Origin of the sequence: Frigoribacterium sp. PhB116 (assembly GCF_004364285.1) — a bacterium.
GTDB lineage: Bacteria > Actinomycetota > Actinomycetes > Actinomycetales > Microbacteriaceae > Frigoribacterium.
This window is the reverse complement of record NZ_SOBE01000003.1, coordinates 117,303-143,772: the sequence shown is the minus strand read 5'-3', so window position 1 is coordinate 143,772 and position 26,470 is coordinate 117,303. Positions and strand designations below refer to the sequence as shown.

Below are 26,470 nucleotides of genomic sequence, written 5' to 3'. Positions count from 1 at the left end.
GGAGACCGCGGCTCCGCGGAGCGCGACCGCAGCTCCGTGGCACGTGACCGCGACCCCGCGGTGCGTGACCGCGCCGGCCGCGCCCGGTACCGCCGCATCCTGCGGTTCGCGTCCCGCCACCTCGCGGTGACGTGGTGGTTCGAGCTCGTGCTGCCCCGGTTCGGGCTCCGCTGGGTCGCCGAGCGCACCCGCGCCCGACGGATGCAGCGCTTCGCCCGTGGCTTCCACGGCCTCGCGCTCGACCTCGGCGGCTTGATGATCAAGGTCGGCCAGTATCTGTCGTCGCGCCTCGACGTGCTCCCGCCCGAGATCACGAAAGAGCTGGAGGGGCTGCAGGACGAGGTCACGCCCGTGCCCTTCCCCGAGATCCGGGCGCTCGCCGAGGCCGAGCTGGGCATGTCGCTCGACCGGGTCTTCGCCTCCGTGTCCCCTGAGCCGATCGCGGCCGCCTCCCTCGGCCAGGCGCACCGCGCCGTCCTCGGCCCGGTCGACTCGGCCGACACCGGGCTCCGCGACGTGGTGCTCAAGGTGCAGCGCCCCGGCATCGACCGCATCGTCGACGTCGACCTCGCCGCGCTCCGCAAGGTCGGCGGCTGGCTGAGCCACGTCCGGCTCGTCTCCGACCGCGTCGACGCCCCTGCCCTCGTCGAGGAGTTCGCCCGCACCAGCCTCGAGGAGATCGACTACCTGCACGAGGCGGCGAACTCGGCCCGCTTCGCCGCCGACTTCGCCGACGACGACCGGGTCGGCGTGCCCGACGTCGTCTGGGAGCGCTCCACCCGCCGTGTCCTCGTGCTCGAGGACGTCTCGGCGATCAAGATCACCGACGCCGAGGGCCTCCGCGCCGCCGGCATCGACCCGACCGAGGTCGCCCCGGTCTTCGCCGCGGTCATGTTCGACCAGCTCTTCGGCAACGGCTTCTTCCACGCCGACCCGCACCCCGGCAACATCTTCGTCACGCCCGTCGAGGCCGCCGGCAGCGCCGAGGCCGCCGAGGGCGAGCGCCCGTGGCGGCTCACCTTCATCGACTTCGGGATGATGGGGGAGGTGCCCACCGGCACCCGGAACGGCCTCCGTCAGCTGCTCATCGCGGCCGCGTCGCGCGACGGCAGCGGCATGGTGAACGCGATGCGCGAGCTCGGGGTGCTCCTCCCGACCGCCGACACGGTCGGCCTCGAGCGTGCCGTCACCGCCACGTTCGCCCGCTTCGGCGGCATGGGCTTCGCCGAGCTGCGCGAGGTCGACCCGCGCGAGTACCGCGAGTTCGCCGGGCAGTTCGGCGACCTGATCCGGTCGCTGCCGTTCCAGCTGCCCGAGGACTTCCTGCTCGTCCTGCGGGCGGTGACCCTCACCTCCGGCGTGGCCAGCGCCCTCGACCCGGTCTTCAACCTCTGGGACTCGGTCGAGCCCTACGCGGCACGGCTCGTGCGCGACGAGCGCGGCAACGCCGTGCAGGACGTCGCCCGGCGAGCGGCCGACGCGGTCGGGGTCGCCGCCCGACTGCCCGGTCGGCTCGACCATCTCGTCGGCCGTCTCGAGGACGGCACGCTCGAGGTCGGCAGCCCCCGCATCGAGCGGCAGCTCGGCCGCATCGAGCGCACGGCCCGGCGGGTGATGGCCGCAGTCCTGTTCGGCGGCCTGCTGATCGCGGGAGCGGTGCTGCGGGCCGACGGCGACGTGCTCGGCACGGTGCTGATGGTCGCCTCCGCGGTGCCGCTGCTGTACGCCCTGCTGGCCGGGCGCCTCCCCGGGTAGGAGGCGGCGCCTCCTGCAGGGCTCAGGCGATCGCGGTCTCGTGCAGCACCTTCCGGGCGACCACGTTGCCGAGCAGCTGCGCCACCTGCACCAGCACGATGATCAGCACGATCACGGTCACCATCACGAACGTGTCGAAGCGCTGGTAGCCGTAGGTGATGGCGAGGTTTCCGAGCCCGCCGCCCCCGACGAGGCCGGCGACCGCGGTCGCGTCGACCAGGGCGACGAAGATGTAGGTGAGGCCGAGCACGAGGGGGCCGAGCGCCTCCGGCACGACGATGGTGACGAGCACCCGCAGGGGCGACGCGCCCATCGCGGCGCCCGCCTCCACCGATCCGCGGTCGACCGCGACGAGGTTGGTCTCGGCGATGCGCGCGATCGAGAAGGTCGCCACGATGGTCAGCGCGAAGATCGCGGCGCCGGTGCCGATGCTCGTGCCGATCACGACGCGGGTCAGGGGCGAGATGGCGACGATCAGGATGATGAACGGGATCGGCCTGATCACGTTGATGACCGCGTTCAGCGTCGTGAAGACCGCCGCGTTCTGCAGCAGGTTGCCGCGCCGGGTCGAGTAGAGCACGAGGCCGAGCACGACGCCGAGCACGGTCGCCAGCACGAACGACACCGTCACCATCTGCAGGGTCTGCAGCAGGGCGGTCCAGATCTTCGGCCAGAGCACGGCCGGCTCGATGTCACGCACCGGCGACCACCTCCGTCACGCTCGTGGTGCGGCGCAGGTCGACCACGGCCGCGTCGATCGCCGCGTCGTCGCCGAGCAGCTCGACCGTGAGGTCGCCGAACAGCCGGGACTGCAGCTCGCTGACGCCGCCGTAGACGACGTTGAAGTCGACGCCGTGGGTGCGCGCGACGCGGGAGAGGAACGGGTCGTTCGACTCGCGGTCCTCGACGTGGAGGCGCACGATGCGTCCCGTGTGCACCCTGCGGATGCGCTCGAGCACGCCGGACGTCGCCTCGTGGTGCAGCACGGACGACACGAACCGTCGCGACGTGGGGTGCTGCGGATCGGCGAACAGGTCGTAGACGGAGCCGGTCTCGACGACCTCGCCGCCCTGCATCACGGCGACGCTGTCGGCGAGCTCGCGGATGACGTCCATCTCGTGGGTGACGAGCAGGATCGACAGGCCGTACTCGTCGTTGACGCGGCGCAGCAGGTCGAGCACCTCGCCGGTGGTCTGCGGGTCGAGGGCGCTCGTCGCCTCGTCCGAGATGAGCACGTCGGGGCGGTTCGCCAGCGCGCGGGCGATGCCGACGCGCTGCTTCTGGCCGCCCGACAGCTTCGCCGGGTACTCGAGCGCCTTCTCGCTGAGCCCGACGAAGTCGAGCAGCTCCTCGACCCGGTCGACGGTCTCGTCGCGGGAGAGGCCCGAGAGGCGCAGCGGGTAGGCGACGTTCCCGTAGACGGTGCGCGACGAGAGAAGGTTGAACTGCTGGAAGATCATGCCGATGCGGCGGCGGGCCGCGTAGAGCTCCTTGCCGCGGAGCGCCGAGACCTCGCGGCCGTCGACGACGACCCGGCCGCTCGTCGGCCGCTCGAGGGCGTTCACGGTGCGCAACAGCGTCGACTTGCCGGCCCCGGAGTAGCCGACGATGCCGAAGACTTCGCCGCGCGCCACCTCCAGGCTGACGTCGCGGAGGGCGTCGAACCGGCGCCCCTGCACCGTGTACGACTTCGAGACGTGCTCGAACGAGACGACCGGGTCCGCGGTCACGAGGTCAGCTCGCGCGCGGCGGTCTCGAGGTCGGCGAGGGTGCTGCGCAGGTCGGCCGCCGAGACGTCGACGAGCACCGTGTTGCCGAACGACTCCTCCTCGAGGGCAGCGGCGACGCGCGGGTCGGCGTAGGCGTCGGCCAGCCTCGTCCAGGCTTCGTCGTCGGCGTCGTCGGCCCGGGTCACGACCGCGTTGACGTAGGGCCGCGACTCGTCGCTGAGCGAGTCGTCGAGGTAGAGCGCGTCCTCGGCGTCGATCTGCTGCGACGGGTTGAAGTAGGAGGTGCCGACCACGACCGCGTCGAGGCTGGGGTCGTCGAACTGGGTGGGGATCGTCGTCGCGCCGATCGGGACGAACTCGAGGCCGAGGTCGTTCGACACGACGTCGTCGACGGTCGGGTAGACGCCGACGTCCGGGCCGAGCTCGATCAGCCCGGCGGCCTGCAGGATGAACAGCGCGCGGGCGCCGTTCGACGCGTCGTCGGGGATCGCGATGCGGGCGCCCTGGCCGAGGTCGTCGAGGTCGTCGACCGTCGCGGAGAAGACGCCCCACTGCGTGATGGTGGTCGAGAAGACCGGCGTCAGGTCGGTGTCGTTGGCGACGTTGTACGCGCTGAGGAACGCCGTGTGCTGGAACGCGTTCGCGTCGACCTCGCCGGCCACGAGGGCCGAGTTGGGCAGGGTCCAGTCGTCGAAGTTGACCCAGGTGACGTCCAGGCCCTCCTCGGCGGCGACCGTCTTGACGGCGTCCTGCAGGTCGCTCTCGCCGCTGCCGGCGATCTTCACGCTGATCCGGTCGCCGCCGCCTCCCGCGGCTCCGCCGGTCGCCGCCTGGGCGCCGTCGCCGGCTCCCGCGGTGGCCGAGCCGGCCCAGAAGCCGCCGCCGACGAGGGCCGCGGCGACGACCACGCCGAGCCCGGTGAGCAGGCCGCGGCGACGCTTGCGGCGCGAGTCGTCGAGGGAGGCGCGGAGCCCGGCGGGAGCGCCGGCGGGCGGGTCGGCGGCGGGCGTGGACTGCGGTGCGTCGTGATCGGACACGGGGACTCCTCGGGGTGGCGGGCGGTGTGCTGTGGACGGCGGGCCGGACGCTGTGGCCGGTGCCGGGGTGATGGCTGCCGACCCTGCCACGGCGTCGGAGGCCGCCGCGAGCTCTCTTTCGACATGTGTCGTGACGTTTCTTCATGTGTCGTCGGCCCTGTCGCAGGAGGCGCGGGCATGACACAAAGGAGCGCATGACCGACAGCACGAGCGACCCCACGGCCGGCCCCGGCACGCGCCACCTCGACGACCGCATCGAGGCGGTGTTCGGGCCCTTGGTCGACGAGATCGCGGCGGGCGCGGTCGCCCGGGAGCGCGACCGCCGCCTCCCCGTCGACGAGGTCGACCTGCTGCGCCGGGCCGGCTTCGGCGCGCTGCGGGTGCCGGTCGAGCACGGCGGCTGGGGAGCGTCCCTCGAGCAGGAGTTCCGCCTCCTCGTGCGCCTCGGCGAGGCCGACTCGAACCTGCCGCAGCTGCTGCGCGGGCACGTCGCGTTCGTCGAGACGCAGCGGGCGCAGCCGGACGGGCCGCTGCGCACCGAGTGGCTCGAGCGGCTGGCGGCCGGCGACGTGCTCGTCGGCAACGCGCAGGCCGAGCGCGGCGACGCGACCGCCGTGACGACGCGGCTGACGGAGGTCGACGGCCGGCTCCGGCTCGACGGACGCAAGTTCTACAGCACGGGCACCCTCTACGCCGACTGGATCTGGGTCGGGGCGCTCCGCGGCGACGAGCCCGTCGCGCTGGCCGTGCGCGCCGACGCGCCGGGCGTCACGCGCCTCGACGACTGGGGCGGCTTCGGCCAGCGCCTCACCGGCAGCGGCACGACGATCTTCGACGACGTCACGGTCGACCCGGCCCAGGTGCTGCCCTGGAGCGACAACGCCGAGCGCCGCCCGCTCGCCTACACGCAGGCGCTGTACCAGCTCGTGCTCCTCGCGGCCGAGACGGGGATCGCCCGGGCGGTGCTGCGCGACGCCGTCGACTTCGTCCGGCCCCGCACCCGCACCTTCGGCGTCGCGGGGGTGTCGCTGCCGCGCGAGGACCCGCTCGTGCAGGGCGTCGTCGGCCGGCTGTCGAGCATCGCGTCGGCGGTCGAGGCGGTGACGCTGTCCGCGGTGCGGGCGCTGGAGGCTGCCGACGCGCGCGCCTCGGCGGCCGCGTCTGCGGCGGCCTCGGTCGACGCGTCTGCTCCGGACGGTGCCTCCGCCGCGGCCGACGACTACCAGGAGGCGCTGGCCACGGTCTTCGAGGCCCAGCAGGTCGTGCTGCCGCTCGTCCTCGAGGCCGCGACCGCCCTGTTCGAGGTGGGAGGCGCCTCCGCCGTGGACGCCGACCGGGCCCTCGACCGGCACTGGCGGAACGCCCGCACCATCGCGTCGCACAACCCCGCGATCCACCGCGAGCGGGCGCTGGGCGACCGCCGCCTCAACGGGACGCCGTTCCGCACGGGGCCGCAGGCGGCTGCCGCTGCGCCTGCGACGCCTGCGGCGCCCGCCGCCGCCCACGCTGCCCTCGTCCGCACCCCGTAGACCCGCTGAACCGGCAGGAAGTGCTCATCCGGTGGGCAGTGAGAGCGCTTCCCGCCGGTTCAGCGCGCGACACGGTCGACGAGCAGGCGCCGACAGGTGCTGTGCGTGGCGTCGGCCCTCGACGGCGGCGGAGGTCGTCGGTAGCGTGGGCGGACGCCGTCGAGGGGACACCGCATGAACACCGCCACAGTCGTCATCGCCCTGATCGTGCTCGCCATCGTCGCGGCCACCGTCGCGATCGTGCTCCGCGACCGGCGGGACCGTGCGCTGGCCGCCAGGCTCGACGAGTCCGACCCGGGGGCGGGCGTCCGCGCCCAGGCCGACGCCGAGCGGCAACAGGCCGGCCCGAGGGGCGAGGCCGGCGGTTCGTCGTGGTCGGCTGCCGGCGGGAACTCGGCCTGAGCCGGGGCACGGCCGGCCCCGTGGACCTGGACCAGGACCAGCACCCGCACCTGCACCCACACGACGACGGCCACGAGGCTGCTGCCGTCATGGAGTCGGACTCCTCTCCCGAGCCCGATCCGGACGAGGGAGCGCTGGTCTCGTTGGCCGCCCTGGCGGTCGAGAAGCTCGTCTCTCCCGCTCGCGGCACCCGCCAGGGCGCCCTCCTGCCCGGCGTCGACACCCACGTCGTCCGGATCTGGGGAGACGGCGTGGACGTCGTCGTGCGCACGCCTCGCGATGCCACCGGGTCGGCACCCGACACCGACCCGGCCGAGCGATGGGCCGCCGAGCACGCCGCACGCCACGGAGTGCCGACGCCTCGGGTGCTCGCCTGCGAACCCGAGTTCGGGGAGGCGCCGCTCATGATCGTCGAGCACGTCGCCACGGTGGCCTCGGACCGTGACCCGTGGCGCGATCTCGGCCGGCTGGCCGCGGCGCTCGCCGAGGTGCCGCTCGACGCGGCGGGCCCGGCCTCCGTCGAGCCCGAGAGAGGCGAATCTCGCGTGCCCGATGCGCTCCTCACGCGCTTCGGCCGCGACCTGCCGGAGGCCTGGCGCCGCCACCTGCGGTACGGCCTCGACTCCCTGGTGCCCGGCGACCGCCTCCTCGACCTCGGCGTCTACGACGAGCAGCAGCGCGGCCCGCTGCGAGCGGCCCTCGAGCAGCTCGCGGTCGAGAGCGCCGGGTGGCGGCACGGACTCGTGCACGGCGACCTCGCGCCGCGCAACCTCGTGCCCCGGGGGGCCGACGACCCCGTACTCATCGACTGGGGGACGGCCCGGACGGGCCCCGTGCCGTGGCTCGAGCTCGACCGCGTGCACCGCTGGAGCGCCCTCGACGGCCTCGTCACGGTCGACGAGCTGCGGCGCTTCGCGGACGGCGTCGGGGTCGACCTCGACGACGCCCTGCCGACCCTGCGACGACTCGCCCTGCTGCACCACCTCGACCTGGTCCGCTGGGCCCTCGAGCGCCGGCCTGACCGGCTCGTCCGCGAGGTCGAGGAGGCGCGGCGAGCGATCGCCCGCTGCCTGCGCTGACAGCCCGGTCGGCCAGTCCTGACCACTCGAGGCCGTGCCGCGCCTCCGGCGGGCAGAGGGGCACCCGCACCCGTCGGCGCAGCATTTGCATGCCGTGCATGATTCTCCCGTTGTTCACCGACGCGGCCCGCCCGCGGGCCTAGCGTCACCGGTGCAGGAGCAGCGCCCGTCATCGCGACGGGACCCGCACCTCCTGCCTCCGGACGGGCACCCGTCCCGGAGCGGACGACAGAGGGGCGACATCCATGGACGTCTTCGTCACGGTCATGCTGGTGATCGTCGTGGCGCTCGTGTTCGACTTCACGAACGGGTTCCACGACACGGCCAACGCGATGGCCACCTCCGTCGCCACCGGGGCCCTGAAGCCCAAGGTGGCGGTACTGATCTCGGCCGTGCTCAACCTCGTCGGGGCGTTCCTCTCGACCGAGGTCGCGAGCACCGTCTCGAACGGCATCATCCGCGAGGGCGACGGGGGAGTGCAGGTCACCCCGACGATGATCTTCGCCGGCCTCGTCGGCGCCGTGATCTGGAACCTCGCGACCTGGTACCTCGGCCTGCCCTCGAGCTCGTCGCACGCGCTGTTCGGCGGGCTGATCGGCGCCGCCGTGATCGGTGCGGGCGTCGGCTCGGTCGACTTCGCCGTCGTCCTCTCGAAGGTCGTGCTGCCCGCGCTCATCTCGCCCCTGGTCGCCGGCACGGTGGCGCTGGTCGCGACCTACGCGGCCTACCGGATCACGAAGCAGGCGACGCTGCGCGGCTCGACGGCCGGGTTCCGGCACGGCCAGACGATCAGCGCCTCCCTGGTCTCGCTGGCGCACGGCACGAACGACGCGCAGAAGACCATGGGCGTCATCACCCTCACCCTCATCGCGGCCGGCTACCAGGGCGCGGGCACGACGCCGCAGCTCTGGGTCGTCCTCGCCTGCGGGCTCGCGATCGCGCTCGGCACCTACCTCGGCGGCTGGCGGATCATGCGCACCGTCGGCAAGCGCATCACCGACGTCCAGGCGCCGCAGGGCTTCGCGGCGGAGACGAGCTCGGCAGCCACGATCCTCATCTCGTCGCACCTCGGCTTCGCGCTCTCGACGACCCAGGTCACCTCCGGCTCGATCGTCGGGGCGGGCCTCGGCAAGAAGCTCGCGACCGTGCACTGGGGGGTCGTCGGCAAGATCGCCTCGGCCTGGGTGATCACGCTCCCCGCGGCGGCGCTCGTCGGCGGCGTCAGCGCCTGGCTCGCCAGCACCAGCACCGTCGGGCTCGTCCTCGTCGCGGTCCTCGCGCTCGCCGGGGGCTCGGCCTTCGTGTTCCTCGCCCGTCGCCACCCGGTGACGCACGAGACCGTCAACGACAGCGAGGAGGCGCCCGCCGCGACCCAGCCGGCCGGCGCCTCCCGCGGACAGGGAGAGTGACCGTGTTCCTCGGAGTGGACTGGGGCGCCTTCGTGGTCGTCTTCGTGGCGGCGCTCGCTGCGACCGCCGTCATCGTCACGTTCTTCGCGCTCGGCATCCGGCTGTTCGCCGCGGGGGCGACCGAGGCCGTCGCCGGCGGCCCGGTGCCGGACGAGGCCGGGACCGAGGCCGCCGCCCCTCGCTCGCTCCCCGCCACCGTCGGGGGTGCGGCCTGCTTCGCCGTCGGCATCGCCGCCGTGCTCGCCGGCCTGTGGCTGATCGTGCCGCAGTTCCACTGACGCCGTCCTGCGGGGCCGGCCCGCGCCTCCTCGGCTCGCGCCTCGGGGTGACGGTGTCGAGTGGTCGGAAGCGGTCCTTCCCGAGCCGCGGGAGGACAGTTCGCGACCACTCGACGCTCGGCCCGCAGGGCAGGCGGCGGTCAGGCGGCGTCGGCCGCGTCCGCCCCGCGGAACGTCGCCCGGTACGCGCGCGGCGTCGTCCCGAGCACCCGCGTGAAGTGGTGCCGCAGCACGGCGGCCGACCCGAACCCGGCCTGCCCGGCGACGGCGTCGAGCCCGAGGCCGGTCACCTCGAGCAGGTGCTGGGCCCGCAGGAGGCGCTGCCTCGTCAGCCAGGCGGCCGGCGTCGTGCCCAGCTCGGCCTTGAACCGGCGGGCGAAGGTGCGCTGCGACATGTGGGCCCGCGCGGCGAGGGCCTCGACGGTCTGCTCCTCGCCGAGGTGCGCGAGCATCCAGTCGGTGAGGGGAGTCAGCGAGGCGTCGGCCTCCTTCGGCAGCGGCGTCTCGATGAACTGGCTCTGGCCGCCGTCGCGGTGCGCGGGCACGACCATGCGGCGGGCGACGACGTTCGCGGCGGCGGCCCCGGCGACGCGACGGACGAAGTGCAGGCACGCGTCGATGCCGGCGGCGGTGCCGGCGCTCGTGATGACCTTCCCGTCCTCGACGAAGAGCACGTCGGGGTCGACGGTCGTGCCGGGGTGCTCGCGCTGCAGCCGCTCGGCGTACATCCAGTGGGTGGTGGCGCGACGGCCCTCGAGGATCCCGGCGTCGGCGAGCACGAAGGCGCCGCTGCAGACGCTGATCAGCCAGGCGCCGCGGGCCTCGGCGGCCACGAGCAGGTCGCGCACCGCCGGCGAGAGCGTGCCGTCGGCCCCGTAGCTTCCGAGCGCCGGGACGCAGACCACGTCGGCGTCGGCCGCCGCCTCGAGGCCGTCGGGGACGGTGATGCCGAAGCCCTGGTTCGTGGCCACGACGCCCGGGCGCTCGGTGACGACGCGGTGCTCGAACGACGGGCCGCCGTCGGCGCTGCGGTCGAGGCCGAAGACCTCGCAGAGCACGCCGAACTCGAAAGGGGCGACGCCGTCGGCGACGAGGGTGACGACCTTCATGCGGTCCACGGTGCCTCCCGGCATCTGGCAGTGCTGACGTGTTCGTTGGCGATCCTGCCACTGGTCGAGGCCAGCGTCCACTCGTAGGTTCGGGGGCATGTCGTCCATCCCGCCCGCGCCCTCGTCCTCGTCTCCGACCGCCTCCTCGGCTGCCGTCGCGCGCCTCCTCGTCCCGCCCACCGACGTCGCCGCCCGCGCCCGGGAGGTCGCCGCAGCCCACGAAAGCCCTGCCCTGCTGGGCCACAGCGTGCGCTCGTGGGCGCTCGCCTCCGAGCTCGGCCGCAGCGAGTCCGTGCAGTTCGACGCCGAGCTGCTCTGGGTCGCGTCGCTGCTGCACGACCTCGGCCTCGTACCGTCGTTCGACGCGCACGCCGTCGACTTCGAGCACGCCGGGGGAGCCGTCGCCCGCGTCTTCGCCGCCGGAGCCGGCTGGCCCGAGGCTCGTCAGCGGCGCCTGGCCGAGGTGGTCGAGCGGCACATGTGGACGTCGGTCGACGTCGCGCTCGATCCCGAGGCGCACCTGCTCGAACGGGCGACCAGCCTCGACGTGAGCGGCACAGGAGGTGCGGACTGGGACGCGGCGTTCGTCGCCTCCCTGGTCGGGGCCGTCCCTCGGCTCGGCTTCGCCGCCGAGTTCGCCGCGGCGATCGGCGACCAGGCCGAGCGCAAGCCCAGCAGCCAGGCGGGCCGCACGGTGCGGGGCGGCATGCCCGGGCGCATCGCGGCGAACCCGCTCGACCGCCTCCCCTCGGCGTGAGCGGCGGCGGCGGTGGCGGCGTCCCGACGGGCTCCGTCCCCGCGCGCCGTGGAATGTCCAGCTCCCGGTCACGGTTCATCCCGTAAGATCATGCACACGCATGAAACGCAGCGGATCGGAGCGCACCCCATGGCACACCCCCTCGAGTTCGGACTCGACACCTTCGGCGACGTCACCGAGCGTCCGGCCGGCGTCGACGGCGCCGGCGAGCTCGTCTCGCACGCCCAGTCGATCCGTGACCTCGTCGAGCAGGCCGTGCTCGCCGACCAGGTCGGCCTCGACTTCATCGGCGTCGGCGAGCACCACCGCGTCGACTTCGCGGTGAGCGCGCCCGAGGTCGTCCTCGCGGCGATCGCGGCCCGCACCGAGAGGATCCGTCTGGGCTCGGCCGTGACGGTCCTCAGCTCGGACGACCCCGTCCGCGTCTACGAGCGCTTCGCGACGGTCGACGCGCTGTCGAACGGGCGTGCCGAGGTCATCCTCGGGCGTGGCTCGTTCACCGAGTCGTTCCCGCTCTTCGGCCTGGACCTGCAGGACTACGAGGTGCTCTTCGAGGAGAAGATCCAGCTCTTCGCCGAGCTCCTCAAGGACGAGCCCGTCACCTGGCAGGGCACCAAGCGCGGCTCCCTCAGCGATCAGTGGGTCTACCCGCGTCCCGAGAGCGGCACGCTCAAGACCTGGGTCGGCGTCGGCGGATCGCCGCAGTCGGTCATCCGTGCAGCCCACTACGGCCTACCCCTCTTCCTCGCGATCATCGGCGGCCAGCCCGCCCAGTTCGCGCCCTACGCGGACCTCTACCGCCGTGCCCTCGGCGAGTTCGGCAAGGAGCCGCAGCCCATCGCGATGCACTCGCCCGGCTTCGTGCTCGAGACCGACGCCGAGGCGAAGGAGGTGCTGTTCCCGTACCAGGAGGCGCAGACGAACCAGCTCGGCAGCGAGCGCGGCTGGCCGCCCTACTCGCGCGCGCAGTACGAGCAGAGCGCGGGCCCGCAGGGCGCCCTCTACGTCGGCTCGCCCGAGACGGTGGCCGCGAAGATCGCGCAGAACATGGCGCTGCTCGGGGCCACGCGCTTCGACATGCGCTACAGCATGGGCCGCCTGCCGCACGCGGAGATGATGCGCAGCATCGAGCTGTACGGCACGAAGGTGGTGCCGCTGGTCCGCGAGATGCTGGCCTAGCGGACCCGCGCCTCCTCGGACCCTGCGCCCGGCCCCGTCGCACCTCGCACGCGGCCGGGCGCTCTGCCGCCCGCCCGGTCTCGACCCCGTGGCTGCGGATGCCGACCGTCAGGCTGCGAGAACCCGTTCTGCGACCGGAAAGGCCTCTGTTGCAGGCTTCCCGGTCGGCATCCGCGGTCCACGCCGCATTCAGCGCGGCGAGAGCGACGAGGAGGCGGCGGCCGCGTCGGGCGTCTCGCACACGTCGCCGGAGACCCCCACGGCGCCCACGGCTCCGACCCGCAGGAAGTCGAGGGCCGCGGCCGCCGGCGTGCCCTCGGCGGCGGTGTACGCGACGATCGCCAGCTCGCTGCCCGGCACGGTGAACACGTCGCAGTCGAGCTCGAGCGGGCCGACCAACGGGTGGTCCATCACCTTGCGCGAGGACTCGTGCACGCCGACCGCGCCCCGGGCCCAGAGCTCGGCGAACGCCGGCTCGGTGGCGAGCAGCCCGTCGACGAGCGCGCGCAGGCGGGGGTCGGCCGGGTGGTCGACGAGCGCCCGGCGCAGGTCGGAGACGAGGGCGGCCCGGAAGCGGGCGCCGCCCGAGCCGTCGAGGTGACGGGTCCGCACTGCCGTGTCCGCGCCTCCTGCGCTCGTCCGTGTCCTGTCCTCCGCCGCGGCGGCAGCCGGGTCGGCCTCGCGACGGGCGTCGCGGAACGCCCGGACGACGATGTTCCGCTCGCCCGCCGGCCAGCCCTCGGGGTCGCCGAGCAGGCGCCCCCAGAGCGGGCTCCAGGTGAGCAGGTCCCAGGAGGCGCTGAAGACCGCGACGGGAGTCTCGCGCAGCCGTGCCACGAGCCGCTGCACGCCCGGAGGGATGTGCCGTGACACGACGGCCGACGTCGGGGGCAGCAGGCCGGCGCTGCGGAACAGGTGGTCGCGCTCTGCGTCGTCGAGCTGCAGGGCGCGGGCGAGCGCGGTGGCGACCTGGTCGGACGGGTGCCGGGCCCGGCCCTGCTCGAGCCGGACGACGTAGTCGACCGAGAGCCCGGCGAGGGCGGCGAGCTCCTCTCGACGCAGGCCGGTCGCTCGGCGCAGGCCGCCGGAGGGCAGGCCGGCGTCGGAGGGGGCGAGGCGGGCGCGCCAGGTCTTCAGCAGCCAGCCGAGCTGGTCGTCCTGTGCAGGCATGCGCTCATCCTCTCCTCCCCAGCCAGGTGCTGCCTGGTACTGGCAGTCCTCCTGCCGGGGCGGGCCACGCGCGCGTCGGCGGCGGCGCGCAGACTCGACCCATGACCACGACACTCATCACCGGATCCAACAAGGGCCTCGGCCTCGAGACCGCCCGCCGCCTGCTGGCCGAGGGCCACACCGTCTGGCTGGCGGCGCGCGACGAGTCGCGCGGGCAGCAGGCCGCCGACGAGCTCGGCGCGCGCTTCGTGCAGCTCGACGTCACCGACGACGCCTCGGTCGCCGCGGCCGCCGAGCTCGTCGGGGCCGAGGGCGGGCTCGACGTGCTCGTCAACAACGCGGGCATCACGGGGTCGCACGCCGACCCCGCCGACCTGACGGGCGCCGACGCGCTGCTCGTCCTCGACACCAACGTCGCCGGCATCGTCCGCACGACGCACGCGTTCCTCCCCCTGCTCCGCGCGTCCTCGGCGCCCGCCATCGTCAACGTGACGAGCGGGCTCGGCTCGTTCACCGCGGTGCACGACCCCGACCGCATCGAGTCGACCGTGGTGGCGCCGCTCTACACGGCGTCGAAGTCGGCCGTGACGATGCTCACCGTCCAGTACGCCAAGGCGCTGCCGGGCATCCGGGTCAACGCGGCCGACCCCGGCTACACGGCGACCGACCTCAACGGCAACAGCGGCCACCAGACCGTCACCGAGGGCACCGACGCGATCGTCGAGCTGGCGACGCAGGGGGCGGACGGGCCCACGGGCACGTTCATCGACCGCAGCGGCGTCGCGCCGTTCTAGGCGGTCGCGGGGCAGATCGGCTGGTTGCCACCGCCCGGGCGCTCGGCTCTCGGCGGCGTGCCGGGGCCCGTGCCTCGGGCCCGACCGCCCAGGCTTCACCTTCGAGCTCGGTCGAGCTCGGTCGAGCTCGGCGGGACGGTCGGTGCGGGAGCCCCTCGCTTCGGCGCTAGCGCGAGCCTGCGTCGGTGGCCTGAGTCGTGTCCGAGGCCGACTGCTGCTGCTGCGGCTGCGGCGCGGCGGACTCGCCCGCGTCGCGGTGCGGCAGGGTGCCCCCGAAGAGGGTCGCGGCGGCGATGCCGAGCACGACGACCCCGAGCTGAGTGCGTGCGATCGTGCTGGCCATGGGGCGTCCTCCCGGTCGGGGCGCCTCGTGACGCCCGCGTCCGATCCAAGCCGCCCCGCGCCTCCCGCACGACCCCCAGAGCGAGCGCCCCTCGCTCGGGGCGCAGCCCAGGCGCGCCGCGGCTCAGCCCCGGTCGCTCCGCGCCAGCGCCCCGAGCTGCTCGTTGTAGGCGGTCAGCTCGGCGTCGCCGTCGCGGTCGGCCTGGCGGTCCTTGCGCTTGGCTTCGCGGCCGTCGCTGCGGCTCCACATGATCGCGACGATGATCGCCATCGTGACGGTCGGGATCTCGCCGACGCTCCAGGCGATGCCGCCGGCGGCGTACTGGTCCTGCATCGGGGTCGGCCCCCAGGTGCGTCCCATGGCGCCGTACCAGTCGGCCAGGAACAACCCGGTCGCCGTCATGATGCCGATGCCGAAGAACGCGTGGAACCCCATGGTCGCCAGCAGCACGACGAGCCGCATCGGGTACGGCAGGCGCCCCTTGACGGGGTCGATGCCGATCATCGACTGCACGAAGAGGTACCCGACGATCAGGAAGTGCACGATCATCCAGTAATGGCCGAGGTGCGTCGTCGTCGCCCAGCTGAAGAGCGACGTGTAGTAGAAGACGAAGAGCGACCCGGCGAAGAGCACGGCGGCGACGATCGGGTTGCTGATCACGTGCGCGTAGCCCGAGTGCACGAGGATCATGATCCACTCGCGCGGTCCCCGGGTGCCGTCGGTCCGCTTGCGGATGGCGCGCAGGGCGAGCGTGGCCGGCGCACCCGGCACCAGCAGCAGCGGGATCACCATGCCGAGCACCATGTGCGACAGCATGTGCGCGCTGAAGAGGTACGGCTCGTAGACGTTCGGGGCGCCGCTCGTCACGTAGAAGAGCACGAGCAGCCCGGCGACCCACGAGGCCGTGCGGCCGAGCGACCAGCTGTCGCCGCGACGGCGCAGGCGCACGACGCCCGCGATGTAGAAGAAGATCCCGAAGGCGCAGACGAGGGCCCAGAGCAGGTCGACGTTCCACTCCGTCAGGTAGCGGATCGGTGTGAGCTCCCGCGGCAGCGCCTCCTCCGTGAGGATCTCGGCGGGGGTCGGGGCGGCGAGGTCGCTGGCCGCCACCTCCTCGACCGGGGTCGCGGTGCGGGCGAGCGCGGACGCGACGCCGGAGGCCAGCCCCATGAAGGCCAGCTCGGCCGTGACGAACCACCAGAAGAACCGGGCTGTCCTGGCCGGCTGCGTCTCCATGCGCCTGACCAGGTACTGCCGCTGCACGACGCCGAACAGCCCGAGCGCGACCAGGGCGAAGGTCTTCACCAGCACGAGCACGCCGTAGCCCGTCGACAGCGCCGCCCAGTCGCCGATGCGCAGCGCCGCGCTGCCGACGCCCGAGACGGCCACGACGACGAAGCAGATGATCGCGAGGGTCGAGTACCGCGCCAGCACGACGCCGATGCGGCCCTTCTCGAGCGTGCTCCGCAGCAGCACGAGCGCGACGAGCCCGCCGAGCCAGACGGAGGCGCCCTCGAGGTGCAGCGCGAGGTCGGTGACGGCCGCGTCGTGGCCGCTCGAGCCCGCGGCGTGACCCTGCTGGGCCAGGGGGATGAGCCCGCCGCCCGCGAGCACGGTGAGGGCGACGAGGGCCCAGATGTTCCGCAGCACGAAGCTGAGCACGGTGACCGCCGCCGCGATCAGGGTCGTGATGAGCCAGGCGCGGCCCAGCTCGGTGTCGGTGAGGAAGAACGCGAGCGTCCGGCCGAACTGCTCGTCCAGGGTGACGGGCACGTTGGCGACGCTGAGGAACGTGAAGAAGCTGGTGGCGGCAGAGGCGACGGTCCAGAACCCGGCCGCGCCGGCGGCGATGTCCATGGCTCGCTCGAACTCGGGCCGGTCGCGCGACAGGGCGAAGCAGGTGAGGAACAGCGTGCCGATCGTGACGGCTGCGCCGATGTTGCCGAGCATCTTGGCCATCGGCAGCCCGTAGCGCACGACCTGCCCGGGGTCGACGACGAGCGGCGCGTCGGCGGCGCCGCCGAACTTCAGGGCGGCGACGAGGGCCGCGAACGCGACGACCACGAGCAGTGCGGGCCCGGCCGTGCGGGAGAGTCTGGGCATCGGTCCCATGCTAGGTCGCCCCGACTGGGAGCGGGAGCGGTCCGCTCGCCGCCGAGCGACCTCCTCCTCCCCGGGAACGCGAGAGAGGGCGGCGACCGAAGTCGCCGCCCTCTCCCGGGTGCTTCGTGAGAAGCGGAGGACTACTTGACCGCAGCCTTGAGCTTGCTGCCGGCGCTGACCTTGACCGAGTCGCTCGCGGCGATCTCGAGGGCCTCGCCCGTCTGCGGGTTGCGACCCGTGCGAGCGGCGCGGTGCGTCTTCTCGAAGGCGATCCACCCGGGGATGGTGACCTTCGTGCCGTCGGCGACCGACTTCGACACGACGGAGAAGAAAGCGTCGACGACGCCGCTGACGGCGGCCTGGCTCTGGCCGGACTCGGAAGCGACAGCTGCGACGAGCTCGGTGCGGTTCAGTGACTTGTCAGCCATGTGGTGTCCTCCTCGGACTTCGTTCGGTGAGACATGGCACGGCGTTCACCGTGCCTGTTCGGATCAGGCGGCAGGGCCGAGGGCCCTCCGCCCGTGTAGCTCAGCCCCGGGGCCTGGGCCCCGGGAAACGGCTCGAACCTACCAGGAAGACTTCGTGATGCCCGGAAGCTCACCACGGTGTGCCATGTCGCGGAAGCGCACGCGGCTGATGCCGTACTCCTTGAGGTGGCCGCGGGGGCGACCGTCGATCGCGTCGCGGTTGCGGAGGCGGACCGGCGACGCGTCGCGCGGCAGCTTCTGCAGGCCGAGACGAGCGGCCTCGCGGCTCTCGTCGGTGCCGGCCGGGTCGACCAGGGCCTTCTTCAGCTCGAGGCGCTTCTCGGCGTAGCGCGCGACGATGACGGCGCGCTGGTCGTTCTTGGCGATCTTGCTCTTCTTGGCCATGCTTAGCGCTCCTCGCGGAATTCGACGTGCTTGCGGATGACCGGGTCGTACTTCTTGAGAACCAGGCGGTCGGGGTTGTTGCGACGGTTCTTCTTGGTCACGTACGTGAAACCGGTGCCCGCCGTCGAGCGGAGCTTGATGATGGGACGGACGTCCTGCTGACGAGCCATTAGATCTTCTCCCCACGAGCGAGCAGGTCCTTGACGACCGACTCGATGCCACGAGCGTCGATGACCTTGATGCCCTTGGCGCTGAGCTGGAGGGTCACCTTCCGGCGCAGCGACGGCACGTAGTACGTCTTCTTCTGGATGTTCGGGTCGAAACGGCGCTTGGTGCGTCGGTGCGAGTGCGAGATGTTGTGGCCGAAACCAGGAATGGCTCCGGTCACCTGGCAGGTTGCTGCCATGATTTCCTCCGTAGGTACCGTAGGAGCTCGCCGTCCGGGGACGACCGAGTCCTACCCAAGGTCACTTGTCGGCGCGCGTCGCCCCGCTCGGTCCGCATGACGGGCCGTGGCGCTCGGGGTTCGGTGCACATGGGCGCAGAGAGCGCCCAACCAAAGGAAGAGCTTACGCGACACGCCCGACCCGGGTCAACTACGGGCCTGGTGGGCAGAGGAAGCCCAGGGCGCGGCGAGCACCGAGCCCAGGAGGCGCGGCGCACGGAGCCCGGGAGGCGCGGCTCAGCCGGCAGCGCCGCCGCGCGTCACGGCGGGGTCGCGTCCCGCGGCCTTCTCGGCCGTGCACGCCGCGCAGGTGCCGAACACGTCGACGATGTGCTGGGCCTCGGTGAAGCCGTGCTGGGCGGCGACCTGGCGGGCCCAGGTCTCGACCGCGTCGGCCTCGATCTCGACCGTGGTGCCGCAGGTGCGGCAGATGAGGTGGTGGTGGTGCGTGCCCGGGGTGCAGGCCCGGTAGAGGCTCTCGCCTTCCTGCTGCAGCGAGTCGGCGGCGCCGTCGGTGGCGAGGTCCGCGAGCGCGCGGTAGACGGTGGCGAGCCCGATCGGCGACCCCGTCTCGCGGAGCTGCCCGTGCAGCGACTGGGCGCTGACGAATCCCTCGCTGCGGCCCAGCGCCTCGCGCACGGCCTCGCGCTGCCACGTGTTCCGCTTGGCTACCACTGCGCACCTCCGTGCATCGCTCGTGCAGGACCGACCACGTCAGGCCGCCTTCGTCGTCGTCGAGGGTACCGGCGCGGCCTGGGGGCGACCGGTGCCGCCTCCTCGGCCTGTCCGCCCGCCTCCTCGGCTCTCGCGCCGCCCGCCGACGATGCGGCAGACGAGCCAGATGAGGAACGAGATGGTCGTGACGTACGGGCTGATCGGCAGGCCGCCGCCGAGCGCCAGCAGGATGCCGCCCACCACGGACACGACGGCGAACACGACGCTGAGCACGGGCACGAGGCGCGGGTCGACGGTGAGCCGCAGGGCCGCCGCCGCCGGGGTGACCAGCAGAGCGAGCACGAGCAGGGCGCCCACGATCTGCACCGAGACCGCCACCGCGAGGCCGAGCACGAGCATGAAGACGAGGCCGAGCGCCCGCACCGGGATGCCCGCCGCCGCCGCGACGTCGGGGTCGACGCTCGCGAAGGTCAGCGGTCGCCAGATCACGAGCAGCACCACGATCACGACGGCCGAGATGGCGATGAGCCAGCCCAGCTGCGGGTTGTCGACCGACACGATCTGACCGGTGAGCAGGCCGAACTTGTTCGCCGACCGCCCGCGGTACAGGGCGAGGAACAGGATGCCGAGGCCGAGCCCGGCGGGCATGAGCACCGCGATGATCGAGTTCCGCTCGCGCGCCCGGGACCCGAGCAGGCCGATCAGCAGGGCGGCGACGACGCTGCCGACGACCGAGCCGCCCACGACGTTCGCGCCGATGAGCAGGGCCGCCGAGGCCCCGGCGAACGAGAGCTCGCTGATCCCGTGCACGGCGAACGGCAGGTTGCGGGTGATGACGAACGGCCCGATCAGGCCGCCGACGAGGCCGAGCACGGCGCCCGCGATGATCGAGTTGCGCACCAGGACGACGAGCTCGCCGAAGTCCTGGAACGAGAACAGCTGGGTCCAGAGGTCGGTCACCGCACGAGTCCTTCGTCGTCGTCGTGCTCGTCGGCGTGGTGGTCGTCGTGGCCCTGGCCGCCGACGATGACGATGCGCCCCATGGTGCGCACCACGTCGACGGGCGTGCCGTAGAGCTCGCTGAGCACGGGCGCCTGCAGCACCTCGTCGGGGGTGCCGACGCGGAACTTCCCGCCGGCGAGGTAGAGCACCCGGTCGACGACGTCGAGGATCGGGTTCACGTCGTGGGTCACGAACACGACGGCCGCCCCGCGTGCGCGTCGCTGGCGGTCGATCAGCTCCGTGACCCCGCGCTGGTGCCGCAGGTCGAGCGAGATCAGGGGCTCGTCGCAGAGCAGCAGGGCGGGCTCGGCCGCGAGGGCCTGGCCCACGCGGGCGCGCTGCTGCTCGCCGCCCGACAGGCTGGCCACGGGGGCCGAGGCGAACGAGGAGGCGCCCACTTCGTCGACGAGGGCGTCGATCGTCGCGCGCTCGGCGGCCGACTCGCGGCGCAGGCCCCAGCGGTGCCCGGTGACGCCGAGGGCGATCATGTCGCGGGTCCGCAGCGGGGTGCCGGCCTCCATGAGGCGCTGCTGCGGCACGTATCCGATGCGGCGGTGGCCGCGGCCGACCGGCCTGCCGAGGAACTCGAGGGTGCCCTCGGTGAGCTGCTGCTGGCCGAGCACGGCGCGCAGCAGCGTGGTCTTGCCCGCGCCGTTGGGCCCGAGCACGGCGAGGAACTCGCCGGGGGCCACGTCGAGGTCGAGCCCCGACCAGAGCGTGCGGTCGCCGAACGAGACGCCCGCGCCGCGCAGGCGCAGCACGGCGTCGCCGCCGCCCCCGGCCGAGGAGGCGCGGTGGGCGGCGGCGACGGAGGTGTCGGTCGTGCCGGGGGTCACTTGTCGAGCGCCGCCGTGATCGCGTCGATGTTGCTCTGCTGCCACGAGACGTAATCATCCCCTGTCGGGAGCAGCTCCGTGACCGGGACGATCGCGACGCCGGCGTCGGTGGCCGCCTTCTCGACTTGTTCGGTCTCGGGGCTGGAGGTCTGCTCGTTGTAGGCGAGCAGGTCGACCGTGCCGTCCGAGAACAGCTGCAGGGTCTCGTTCAGGGCGGCGGGAGACACGTCGTCGCCCTCCTCGATCGCCTCGGAGAAGTCGGACGGGGTCACGTTCACGAGGCCCATCGCGTCGAAGAGGTACCCGGGCACCGGCTCGGTGTAGGCGACCGACTCGCCGTCGTGGGCGGTCTTGATCTCTGCGGCCTGCGCCTCCAGGTCGGCGATCTGCTCGCCGAACGAGGCGGCGTTCGCGGTGAACGTGTCGGCCTGCGCAGGGTCGACCGCGCCGAGCTCGTCGGCGATCGCGGTGGCGAGGGCCGCCATCGAGGGGAGGCTGTAGAAGACGTGCTCGTTGAACTCGCCGTGGTCGTGCCCGTGGTCGTCGGCCTCGGCCGTCTCGTCGGCGTGCGCCTCGCCCGACTCGTCGGCGTGGGCCTCGTCGCCGTGCTCGTCGGCGTCGAGCCCGCTCACCTCGACGGCGTCGATCACGGCGGCCTCCGACCCACTGGCGTCGAGGAGCGTGTGCATGAACTCGTCGTAGCCGCCGCCGTTCTGGATCACGACGTCGGCCCGCGAGACCGCGAGCTGCGTGCGGGCGTCGGCCTCGTACGAGTGCGGGTCCTGCGAGGGGTCGCTGATGACGCTGGTGACGTCGACCGCGTCGCCGCCGACCGTCTTCGCGATGTCGCCGTAGACGTTCGTGGACGCGACCACGGCGATCGCGCCTCCGTCGCCCGAGGAGGATCCGGCGCCGGAGCCGCCGCCACCGTCGCCCGAGGCGCAGCCGCTCAGCACGAGCACGGCGGCGGCGGGCAGGGCGAGCAGCGACAGGGTGCGCGGTGTCTTCATGCCGCCACGCTATTGCTACTGATAATGATTGTCAAAACAGGCTGCCGCGACGGGCGGAGCCGAGGAGGCGCCCGCTCAGTCGAGCAGCAGCGCCGGCTCCTCGAGCACGCTCGCCACGTCGGCCACGAACCGGCTCGCCACGTCGCCGTCGACGACGCGGTGGTCGAAGCTCGCGCCGATCGTCGTCACCATGCGCGACCGCACCTCGCCGTCGACGACCCACGGCTTCGCCTTGATCGTGCCGAGGGCGACGATGGCCACCTCGCCCGGGTTGAGGATCGGCGTGCCGGTGTCCATGCCGAAGACGCCGATGTTGGTGATCGTGATGGTGCCGTCGCGCATGTCGGCGGGGCTCGTCTTGCCGTCGCGGGCGGTGAGGGTCAGCTGCTCGAGCGCCTGGGCGAGCTCGAGCAGGCTCATCGACTGCGCCTCCTTGACGTTCGGCACGATCAGGCCGCGGGGCGTCGCCGCGGCGATGCCGAGGTTGACGAAGTGGTGCACGAGGATCTCGCGGTCGGTCCAGGCCGAGTTCACCATCGGGTTGCGGCGCACGGCCCAGATGATGGCCTTGGCCATGATCAGCAGCGGCGAGACCTTGACGCCCGCGAACTGCGGCGAGGCCTTGAGGCGCTTGACGAACTCCATCGTGCGGGTCGCGTCGACGTCGACGAAGAGGCTGACGTGCGGCGCGGTGAAGGCGGACGACGTCATGGCGGCGGCGATCGCCTTGCGGACGCCCTTGACGGGGATGCGCTCGACGCGCTCCTCGCTCCACTCGGGGGTCTCGATGTTCCGGAACACGCTCGCCTGCTGCGCATGGCGGATGACGTCGTCGCGCGTGACCTCGCCCGCGAGGCCGGTCGGCTGCACGGTCGCGAGGTCGACCTCCAGGTCCTTCGCGAGCTTGCGGATCGGCGGCTTCGCGATGATCGGCAGTGCGAGCGCGGCGGGCACCGAGGTCGTCGGCCGGCGGCGGGCCTGCTCGGCCACGCGCAGCTGGCGCGCGTCGACCTCGCCCTGCGACGGCTTGCGGCGACGGGTCTGGCCGTGGCCGCCCGCGGCGCCGTAGCCCACGAGCACGGCGCCCGAGCCGGAGTCGGCCGACGAACCCGACACCGACGGCGCCGAGGTCGACGGAGCCGTCGGCGCGGCGGACTGCACGGAGCCCGTGCTGCCGGACGCGGCCACCTCGTCGGCCGAGGGCGCAGGAGGTGCGGGCGGGGCAGCAGGGGCGGGCGCGGATTGGCGAGCGCGCTGCTCGGACAGGGCCGCCTCCTCCTGGGCGATGATCTGGGCGGTGCGGGCCAGCGCGCCCGACTCGCCGGACGAGGCCTCCGCCGCTCGGTCAGACGGCGTGACCGGCCCGGTGCCGTCGGCGATGGTGATGATCGGCGTGCCGACGTCGACGGTCTCGCCGCTGGCGACGAGCACGCTCTCGACGACGCCCGCGTAGGGCGAGGGCAGCTCGACGAGCGACTTGGCCGTCTCGATCTCGACCAGCACCTGGTTGATCTGGACGGTGTCGCCGGGGGCGACCTTCCACTCGACGATCTCGGCCTCGGTCAGGCCCTCGCCGACGTCGGGAAGGGAGAACTCACTGGTCACGGAGGTGTTCCTCTCAGTACGCGAGAGCGCGGTCGACGGCCTCGAGCACGCGGTCCGCGTCGGGCAGGTAGAGGGTCTCGAGCTTGGCGGGCGGGAAGGGCGTGTCGAACCCGCTCACGCGCAGCACCGGGGCCTCGAGCGAGTAGAACGCCTTCTCGGCGACCGTCGCGGCGATCTCGGAGCCGACGCTGACGAAGCCGGGGGCCTCCTGGGCGACGACGAGGCGGCCGGTCTTGCGGACCGACTCGAGGATCGGCGCGTAGTCGATCGGCGACAGCGACCGCAGGTCGACGACCTCGGCCGAGATCCCCTCGGCGGCCGCGATCTCGGCGGCCTGCAACAGCACGCTGACCATGGCGCCGTGGCCTAGCAGGGTGACCTCGGTGCCCGTGCGGACGACGCGGCTGGCGTGCAGCGGAGCGTGCGGCGCGGCGAGGTCGACCTCGCCCTTGGGCCAGTAGCGGCTCTTGGGCTCGAAGAACATGACCGGGTCGTTCGACGCGATCGCCTCCTGGATCATCCAGTAGGCGTCGTGCGGCGTGCTCGGGCTGACGACGCGCAGGCCGGCCGTGTGCGCGAAGTAGGCCTCGGGGCTCTCCTGGTGGTGCTCGACGGCACCGATGTGCCCGCCGTAGGGCACCCGGATGACGACGGGCATCGTGACCGAGCCCTCGTGGCGGTTGGTCATCTTGGCGAGCTGCGACACGATCTGGTCGAAGCCCGGGTAGATGAACCCGTCGAACTGGATCTCGACGACAGGGCGGAAGCCGGCCATCGCGAGGCCGATCGCGCTGCCGACGATGCCCGACTCGGCGAGGGGCGTGTCGATGACCCTGTTCTCGCCGAACTCGGCCTGCAGCCCCTCGGTGACGCGGAAGACGCCGCCGAGCGTGCCGATGTCCTCGCCCATGAGCAGCACGCGCGGGTCGTCGGCCATGGCGCGGCGGAGGCCGGCGTTGATCGCCTTGCCGAGCGGCATGGTCTCGCGGGAGGCGCGGGTCGGCTCGTCGACGCCGGCGCTGCCCTGCGGACCGGCGGCCGGTGCGGCGGCAGCGGTGGTGGTCGTCACGTCGCTCATGCGCGTCCTCCTGCGGAGTCGGAGCCGGCGTCGCCGCCGAGGCCCTGTTCGTAGTGGGTGAGCCACTCGTGCTGCTCGCGCATGACGGGGTGCGGCTCGCTGTAGACGTGCTCGAACATCAGCGACGGGTCGGGCGCGGGCAGCGACGTCGTGCGGGTGCGGACGTCGTGGCCCAGGTCGTCGCCCTCGGCCTCGAGCCCGGCGAAGAACGCGTCGCCCTCGCCGCGCGACCGGAGGAACGCGGCGAAGCGGTCGATCGGGTCGCGGGCGATCCAGCCCTGCAGCTCGTCGTCGGTGCGGTACTTGCTCGGGTCGTCGGACGAGGTGTGCGCGCCGATGCGGTACGTCATCGCCTCGATGAACCGGGGGCCGGAGCCCGAGCGCGCGGCGTCGAGGTCGCGGCGGCTGACGGCGTAGCTCGCGAGCACGTCGTTGCCGTCGATCTGGGTCGCGGGCAGGCCGAAGCCCGCGGCGCGGTCGACGAGCGGCGTGCGCGACTGGCGCGAGACCGGCACGCTGATCGCCCACTGGTTGTTCTGCAGGAAGAACAGCTCTGGCGTCTGGAAGCTGGTCGCGAAGACCATCGCCTCGCTGACGTCGCCCTGGCTGGTCGCGCCGTCGCCGAAGAAGGTGACGACGGCCTGGTCGACCTCGGGGTCGCCCGTGCCGCTCTTGCCGTCGAGGCCGAGGCCCATCGCGTAGCCCGTGGCGTGCAGCGTCTGCGAGCCGATCACGAGCGTGTACACGTGGAAGTTCTGGTGCTCGGCGGGCACCCAGCCGCCGTGGGTGTGGCCGCGCAGCAGGCGCAGGATGTCGACCGGGTCGACGCCGCGGGCGAGGGCGACCGCGTGCTCGCGGTAGGACGGGAACAGGTGGTCCTGCGGGCGGGTGGCGTGCGCCAGGCCGACCTGGGCGCCCTCCTGGCCGTGGCTCGGCACCCACAGGGCGAGCTGGCCCTGGCGGGCGAGGGCGGCGGCCTCGCGGTCGAAGCGACGCGTCAGCACCATGTCGCGGTGCATCGCGCGCAGCTGGTCGTCGCTCAGCGCGTCGACCCAGGGCAGGAACTCGGCCGTGTCGTCGGTGCGGACCAGCTCGCCGGCGGGCGTCAGCAGCTGGACCGTGCCGGGGCGCCGGCTCGTTTCGCTCGGGGACATGCGCACCAACCTACTAGGGCACGCATGCCCTCACACGGATGTGTTCCCCAGCACTTCCTGCGCCGCCCGCAGCACCCGCTCGACCGACTCCGGCTCGCCGATCGTGACGCGGAGGCCCTCGGGCGCGAACGCCCGGACGACCAGCCCGTGGGTCTCGAACACCTCGGCCGCGTGGGCCGTGTGCTCGCCGGTCGGCAGCCAGACGAAGTTGCCCTGGGCGAGCGGCGGCTCCCAGCCCTGGTCGACGAGGGCGCGCCAGACCTGGTCGCGCAGGACCGCGATCCGGTCCACCCGCGCGAGCAGCTCCTCCTCGTGTGCCAGCGACGCCAGCGCGGCGGCCTGGCCCTGCGCGGTCACGGCCAGCGGGATCGCCGTCGAGCGCGCGGCGTCGAGCACCGAGGAGGCGCCGATCGCGTACCCGACGCGGAGCGCCGCCAGGCCGTGCGCCTTCGAGAACGTGCGCAGCACGACGAGGTTCGGGTGCCGCTCGGTGAGCGACGGGCCGTCGACGGCGTGCTCGTCGGTGACGAACTCGGCGTAGGCCTCGTCGAGCACGACCAGGAGGTCGTCGGGGACGGCCGACATGAACTGCTCGAACTCGGTCGTCGTGACGACCGTGCCGGTGGGGTTGTTGGGCGAGCAGACGATCACCAGGCGGGTGCGCTCGCCGACGGCCGCGGCCATCGCGGCGAGGTCGTGGCTGCCGTCCTCGCGGAGGGGCACCTGCACGCTGGTCGCGCCGCTGACGGTGACCAGCCCGGGGTAGGCCTCGAACGAGCGCCAGGCGTAGACGACCTCGTCGCCCGGGGCCGCGGCGGCGAGCACGAGCTGCTGCAGCAGCGAGACGCTGCCGGCGCCCACGTGCACCTCGTCGGTGGTGACGCCGAACTTGTCGGCGAGGGCGGCGCGCAGGCCCGCGGCCGTCGCGTCGGGGTAGCGGTTGACCGCGACGGCGTCGCGGAGCGCGTCGACGACGGCGGGCAGCGGCTCGAACGGGTTCTCGTTCGACGACAGCTTGAACGCGTCGGGGGCGGCCTGCTTCCCCTGGCGGTAGGCGGGCAGGGCGGCGATCTCGGGACGGAGCCTGACGGGAGCGTTCACCCGGCCACCTTAGGGCGG

General features: G+C 73.1%; 28 protein-coding genes. 9 read left to right on the top strand and 19 right to left on the bottom strand.

Features of this window, described 5'->3' with window-relative positions:
- Positions 1-36 precede the first annotated feature (36 nt).
- A complete protein-coding gene (locus EDF20_RS11985; protein WP_133738911.1) occupies positions 37-1,755 on the top strand; it encodes an AarF/UbiB family protein in 1,719 nt (572 codons plus the stop codon).
- Positions 1,756-1,777: 22 nt separating this feature from the next.
- Here the strand turns inward: EDF20_RS11985 and EDF20_RS11980 are convergent, their stop codons facing one another.
- The 3 genes from EDF20_RS11980 to EDF20_RS11970 are packed head-to-tail and all read right to left on the bottom strand — an operon-like array spanning position 1,778 to position 4,522.
- The gene (locus EDF20_RS11980) at positions 1,778-2,455 is read right to left on the bottom strand and encodes a methionine ABC transporter permease (protein ID WP_243833474.1); all 678 of its coding nucleotides are present in this window, start codon (positions 2,453-2,455) and stop codon (positions 1,778-1,780) included.
- On the bottom strand, positions 2,448-3,485 hold the full coding sequence (locus EDF20_RS11975; RefSeq protein WP_133738821.1) for an ATP-binding cassette domain-containing protein: 1,038 nt from the start codon (positions 3,483-3,485) through the stop codon (positions 2,448-2,450). The genes EDF20_RS11980 and EDF20_RS11975 overlap by 8 nt, the downstream gene beginning before the upstream one ends.
- Positions 3,482-4,522, bottom strand: a complete 1,041-nt coding sequence (locus EDF20_RS11970; protein WP_133738820.1) for a MetQ/NlpA family ABC transporter substrate-binding protein — start codon at positions 4,520-4,522, stop codon at positions 3,482-3,484. The genes EDF20_RS11975 and EDF20_RS11970 overlap by 4 nt, the downstream gene beginning before the upstream one ends.
- Positions 4,523-4,716: 194 nt before the next feature.
- On the opposite strand from EDF20_RS11970, the gene EDF20_RS11965 reads away from it, so the two are divergent.
- From EDF20_RS11965 to EDF20_RS11945, 5 genes are all read left to right on the top strand, one after another.
- A complete protein-coding gene (locus EDF20_RS11965) occupies positions 4,717-6,051 on the top strand; it encodes an acyl-CoA dehydrogenase (protein WP_133738819.1) in 1,335 nt (444 codons plus the stop codon).
- Positions 6,052-6,225: 174 nt separating this feature from the next.
- Positions 6,226-6,453 carry a hypothetical protein gene (locus EDF20_RS11960; protein WP_123548481.1) on the top strand — a complete coding sequence of 76 codons (228 nt, stop codon included), beginning with the start codon at positions 6,226-6,228 and terminating at the stop codon, positions 6,451-6,453.
- A gap of 20 nt (positions 6,454-6,473) precedes the next feature.
- Positions 6,474-7,532 (top strand): hypothetical protein, encoded by a 1,059-nt coding sequence (locus EDF20_RS11955; protein ID WP_133738818.1) that lies wholly within the window; start codon positions 6,474-6,476, stop codon positions 7,530-7,532.
- A gap of 245 nt (positions 7,533-7,777) precedes the next feature.
- Positions 7,778-8,941, top strand: a complete 1,164-nt coding sequence (locus tag EDF20_RS11950) for an inorganic phosphate transporter (RefSeq protein ID WP_133738817.1) — start codon at positions 7,778-7,780, stop codon at positions 8,939-8,941.
- A 2-nt stretch (positions 8,942-8,943) separates the two neighbouring features.
- Positions 8,944-9,219 carry a hypothetical protein gene (locus EDF20_RS11945; RefSeq protein ID WP_243833473.1) on the top strand — a complete coding sequence of 92 codons (276 nt, stop codon included), beginning with the start codon at positions 8,944-8,946 and terminating at the stop codon, positions 9,217-9,219.
- A gap of 140 nt (positions 9,220-9,359) precedes the next feature.
- On the opposite strand, the gene EDF20_RS11940 is transcribed toward EDF20_RS11945, so the two are convergent.
- The gene (locus EDF20_RS11940; protein ID WP_133738815.1) at positions 9,360-10,328 is read right to left on the bottom strand and encodes a helix-turn-helix domain-containing protein; all 969 of its coding nucleotides are present in this window, start codon (positions 10,326-10,328) and stop codon (positions 9,360-9,362) included.
- Positions 10,329-10,425: 97 nt separating this feature from the next.
- On the opposite strand from EDF20_RS11940, the gene EDF20_RS11935 reads away from it, so the two are divergent.
- Positions 10,426-11,085 (top strand): HD domain-containing protein, encoded by a 660-nt coding sequence (locus EDF20_RS11935; protein WP_133738814.1) that lies wholly within the window; start codon positions 10,426-10,428, stop codon positions 11,083-11,085.
- A gap of 129 nt (positions 11,086-11,214) precedes the next feature.
- A complete protein-coding gene (locus EDF20_RS11930) occupies positions 11,215-12,264 on the top strand; it encodes an LLM class flavin-dependent oxidoreductase (protein WP_133738813.1) in 1,050 nt (349 codons plus the stop codon).
- A gap of 189 nt (positions 12,265-12,453) precedes the next feature.
- On the opposite strand, the gene EDF20_RS11925 is transcribed toward EDF20_RS11930, so the two are convergent.
- Positions 12,454-13,434, bottom strand: coding sequence for a helix-turn-helix transcriptional regulator (locus EDF20_RS11925; RefSeq protein WP_133738812.1), 981 nt, complete (start codon positions 13,432-13,434; stop codon positions 12,454-12,456).
- 101 nt (positions 13,435-13,535) lie between these two features.
- On the opposite strand from EDF20_RS11925, the gene EDF20_RS11920 reads away from it, so the two are divergent.
- A complete protein-coding gene (locus EDF20_RS11920) occupies positions 13,536-14,228 on the top strand; it encodes an SDR family NAD(P)-dependent oxidoreductase (RefSeq protein ID WP_133738811.1) in 693 nt (230 codons plus the stop codon).
- Positions 14,229-14,394: 166 nt separating this feature from the next.
- On the opposite strand, the gene EDF20_RS15725 is transcribed toward EDF20_RS11920, so the two are convergent.
- The 14 genes from EDF20_RS15725 to EDF20_RS11850 form a co-directional block, all read right to left on the bottom strand.
- The gene (locus EDF20_RS15725) at positions 14,395-14,571 is read right to left on the bottom strand and encodes a hypothetical protein (protein ID WP_158614695.1); all 177 of its coding nucleotides are present in this window, start codon (positions 14,569-14,571) and stop codon (positions 14,395-14,397) included.
- A 123-nt stretch (positions 14,572-14,694) separates the two neighbouring features.
- Positions 14,695-16,674, bottom strand: coding sequence for a cytochrome c oxidase assembly protein (locus tag EDF20_RS11915; protein ID WP_123548598.1), 1,980 nt, complete (start codon positions 16,672-16,674; stop codon positions 14,695-14,697).
- A gap of 140 nt (positions 16,675-16,814) precedes the next feature.
- Positions 16,815-17,102, bottom strand: coding sequence for an HU family DNA-binding protein (locus EDF20_RS11910; protein WP_043595940.1), 288 nt, complete (start codon positions 17,100-17,102; stop codon positions 16,815-16,817).
- A 138-nt stretch (positions 17,103-17,240) separates the two neighbouring features.
- The gene (gene rpsN, locus EDF20_RS11905) at positions 17,241-17,546 is read right to left on the bottom strand and encodes a 30S ribosomal protein S14 (protein ID WP_056058637.1); all 306 of its coding nucleotides are present in this window, start codon (positions 17,544-17,546) and stop codon (positions 17,241-17,243) included.
- A 2-nt stretch (positions 17,547-17,548) separates the two neighbouring features.
- Positions 17,549-17,716 (bottom strand): 50S ribosomal protein L33, encoded by a 168-nt coding sequence (rpmG, locus tag EDF20_RS11900; RefSeq protein WP_043595944.1) that lies wholly within the window; start codon positions 17,714-17,716, stop codon positions 17,549-17,551.
- Complete coding sequence (gene rpmB / locus EDF20_RS11895; protein WP_123548488.1) at positions 17,716-17,952, bottom strand: 50S ribosomal protein L28; 237 nt, start codon at positions 17,950-17,952, stop codon at positions 17,716-17,718. Before rpmB ends, rpmG begins: the two co-directional genes overlap by 1 nt.
- 276 nt (positions 17,953-18,228) lie before the next feature.
- The gene (locus tag EDF20_RS11885; RefSeq protein WP_133738809.1) at positions 18,229-18,666 is read right to left on the bottom strand and encodes a transcriptional repressor; all 438 of its coding nucleotides are present in this window, start codon (positions 18,664-18,666) and stop codon (positions 18,229-18,231) included.
- 39 nt (positions 18,667-18,705) lie between these two features.
- Complete coding sequence (locus EDF20_RS11880) at positions 18,706-19,626, bottom strand: metal ABC transporter permease (protein WP_123548490.1); 921 nt, start codon at positions 19,624-19,626, stop codon at positions 18,706-18,708.
- Positions 19,623-20,426, bottom strand: coding sequence for an ATP-binding cassette domain-containing protein (locus EDF20_RS11875; RefSeq protein ID WP_197980844.1), 804 nt, complete (start codon positions 20,424-20,426; stop codon positions 19,623-19,625). Before EDF20_RS11875 ends, EDF20_RS11880 begins: the two co-directional genes overlap by 4 nt.
- Positions 20,427-20,500: 74 nt before the next feature.
- The gene (locus EDF20_RS11870) at positions 20,501-21,514 is read right to left on the bottom strand and encodes a zinc ABC transporter substrate-binding protein (RefSeq protein ID WP_133738808.1); all 1,014 of its coding nucleotides are present in this window, start codon (positions 21,512-21,514) and stop codon (positions 20,501-20,503) included.
- A gap of 75 nt (positions 21,515-21,589) precedes the next feature.
- Positions 21,590-23,119 (bottom strand): dihydrolipoamide acetyltransferase family protein, encoded by a 1,530-nt coding sequence (locus tag EDF20_RS11865; RefSeq protein WP_133738807.1) that lies wholly within the window; start codon positions 23,117-23,119, stop codon positions 21,590-21,592.
- 13 nt (positions 23,120-23,132) lie between these two features.
- Positions 23,133-24,098 carry an alpha-ketoacid dehydrogenase subunit beta gene (locus tag EDF20_RS11860; protein ID WP_133738909.1) on the bottom strand — a complete coding sequence of 322 codons (966 nt, stop codon included), beginning with the start codon at positions 24,096-24,098 and terminating at the stop codon, positions 23,133-23,135.
- Positions 24,099-24,193: 95 nt separating this feature from the next.
- Positions 24,194-25,351, bottom strand: coding sequence for a thiamine pyrophosphate-dependent dehydrogenase E1 component subunit alpha (locus EDF20_RS11855; protein WP_123548494.1), 1,158 nt, complete (start codon positions 25,349-25,351; stop codon positions 24,194-24,196).
- Positions 25,352-25,381: 30 nt separating this feature from the next.
- Positions 25,382-26,452, bottom strand: coding sequence for a histidinol-phosphate transaminase (locus EDF20_RS11850; protein ID WP_133738806.1), 1,071 nt, complete (start codon positions 26,450-26,452; stop codon positions 25,382-25,384).
- Positions 26,453-26,470 lie beyond the last annotated feature (18 nt).

Bases quoted from the DNA above. Each gene is read 5' to 3' on its own strand.
- EDF20_RS11870 (WP_133738808.1), bottom strand. From the start codon at position 21,514: ATGAAGACACCGCGCACCCTGTCGCTGCTCGCCCTGCCCGCCGCCGCC.
- EDF20_RS11935 (WP_133738814.1), top strand. From the start codon at position 10,426: ATGTCGTCCATCCCGCCCGCGCCCTCGTCCTCGTCTCCGACCGCCTCC.
- EDF20_RS11860 (WP_133738909.1), bottom strand. From the start codon at position 24,098: ATGCCGCTCGGCAAGGCGATCAACGCCGGCCTCCGCCGCGCCATGGCC.
- EDF20_RS11920 (WP_133738811.1), top strand. From the start codon at position 13,536: ATGACCACGACACTCATCACCGGATCCAACAAGGGCCTCGGCCTCGAG.
- rpmB (WP_123548488.1), bottom strand. From the start codon at position 17,952: ATGGCAGCAACCTGCCAGGTGACCGGAGCCATTCCTGGTTTCGGCCAC.
- EDF20_RS11930 (WP_133738813.1), top strand. From the start codon at position 11,215: ATGGCACACCCCCTCGAGTTCGGACTCGACACCTTCGGCGACGTCACC.
- EDF20_RS11855 (WP_123548494.1), bottom strand. From the start codon at position 25,351: ATGTCCCCGAGCGAAACGAGCCGGCGCCCCGGCACGGTCCAGCTGCTG.
- EDF20_RS11915 (WP_123548598.1), bottom strand. From the start codon at position 16,674: ATGCCCAGACTCTCCCGCACGGCCGGGCCCGCACTGCTCGTGGTCGTC.
- EDF20_RS11940 (WP_133738815.1), bottom strand. From the start codon at position 10,328: ATGAAGGTCGTCACCCTCGTCGCCGACGGCGTCGCCCCTTTCGAGTTC.
- EDF20_RS11910 (WP_043595940.1), bottom strand. From the start codon at position 17,102: ATGGCTGACAAGTCACTGAACCGCACCGAGCTCGTCGCAGCTGTCGCT.
- rpsN (WP_056058637.1), bottom strand. From the start codon at position 17,546: ATGGCCAAGAAGAGCAAGATCGCCAAGAACGACCAGCGCGCCGTCATC.
- rpmG (WP_043595944.1), bottom strand. From the start codon at position 17,716: ATGGCTCGTCAGCAGGACGTCCGTCCCATCATCAAGCTCCGCTCGACG.
- EDF20_RS11925 (WP_133738812.1), bottom strand. From the start codon at position 13,434: ATGCCTGCACAGGACGACCAGCTCGGCTGGCTGCTGAAGACCTGGCGC.
- EDF20_RS15725 (WP_158614695.1), bottom strand. From the start codon at position 14,571: ATGGCCAGCACGATCGCACGCACTCAGCTCGGGGTCGTCGTGCTCGGC.
- EDF20_RS11950 (WP_133738817.1), top strand. From the start codon at position 7,778: ATGGACGTCTTCGTCACGGTCATGCTGGTGATCGTCGTGGCGCTCGTG.
- EDF20_RS11960 (WP_123548481.1), top strand. From the start codon at position 6,226: ATGAACACCGCCACAGTCGTCATCGCCCTGATCGTGCTCGCCATCGTC.
- EDF20_RS11965 (WP_133738819.1), top strand. From the start codon at position 4,717: ATGACCGACAGCACGAGCGACCCCACGGCCGGCCCCGGCACGCGCCAC.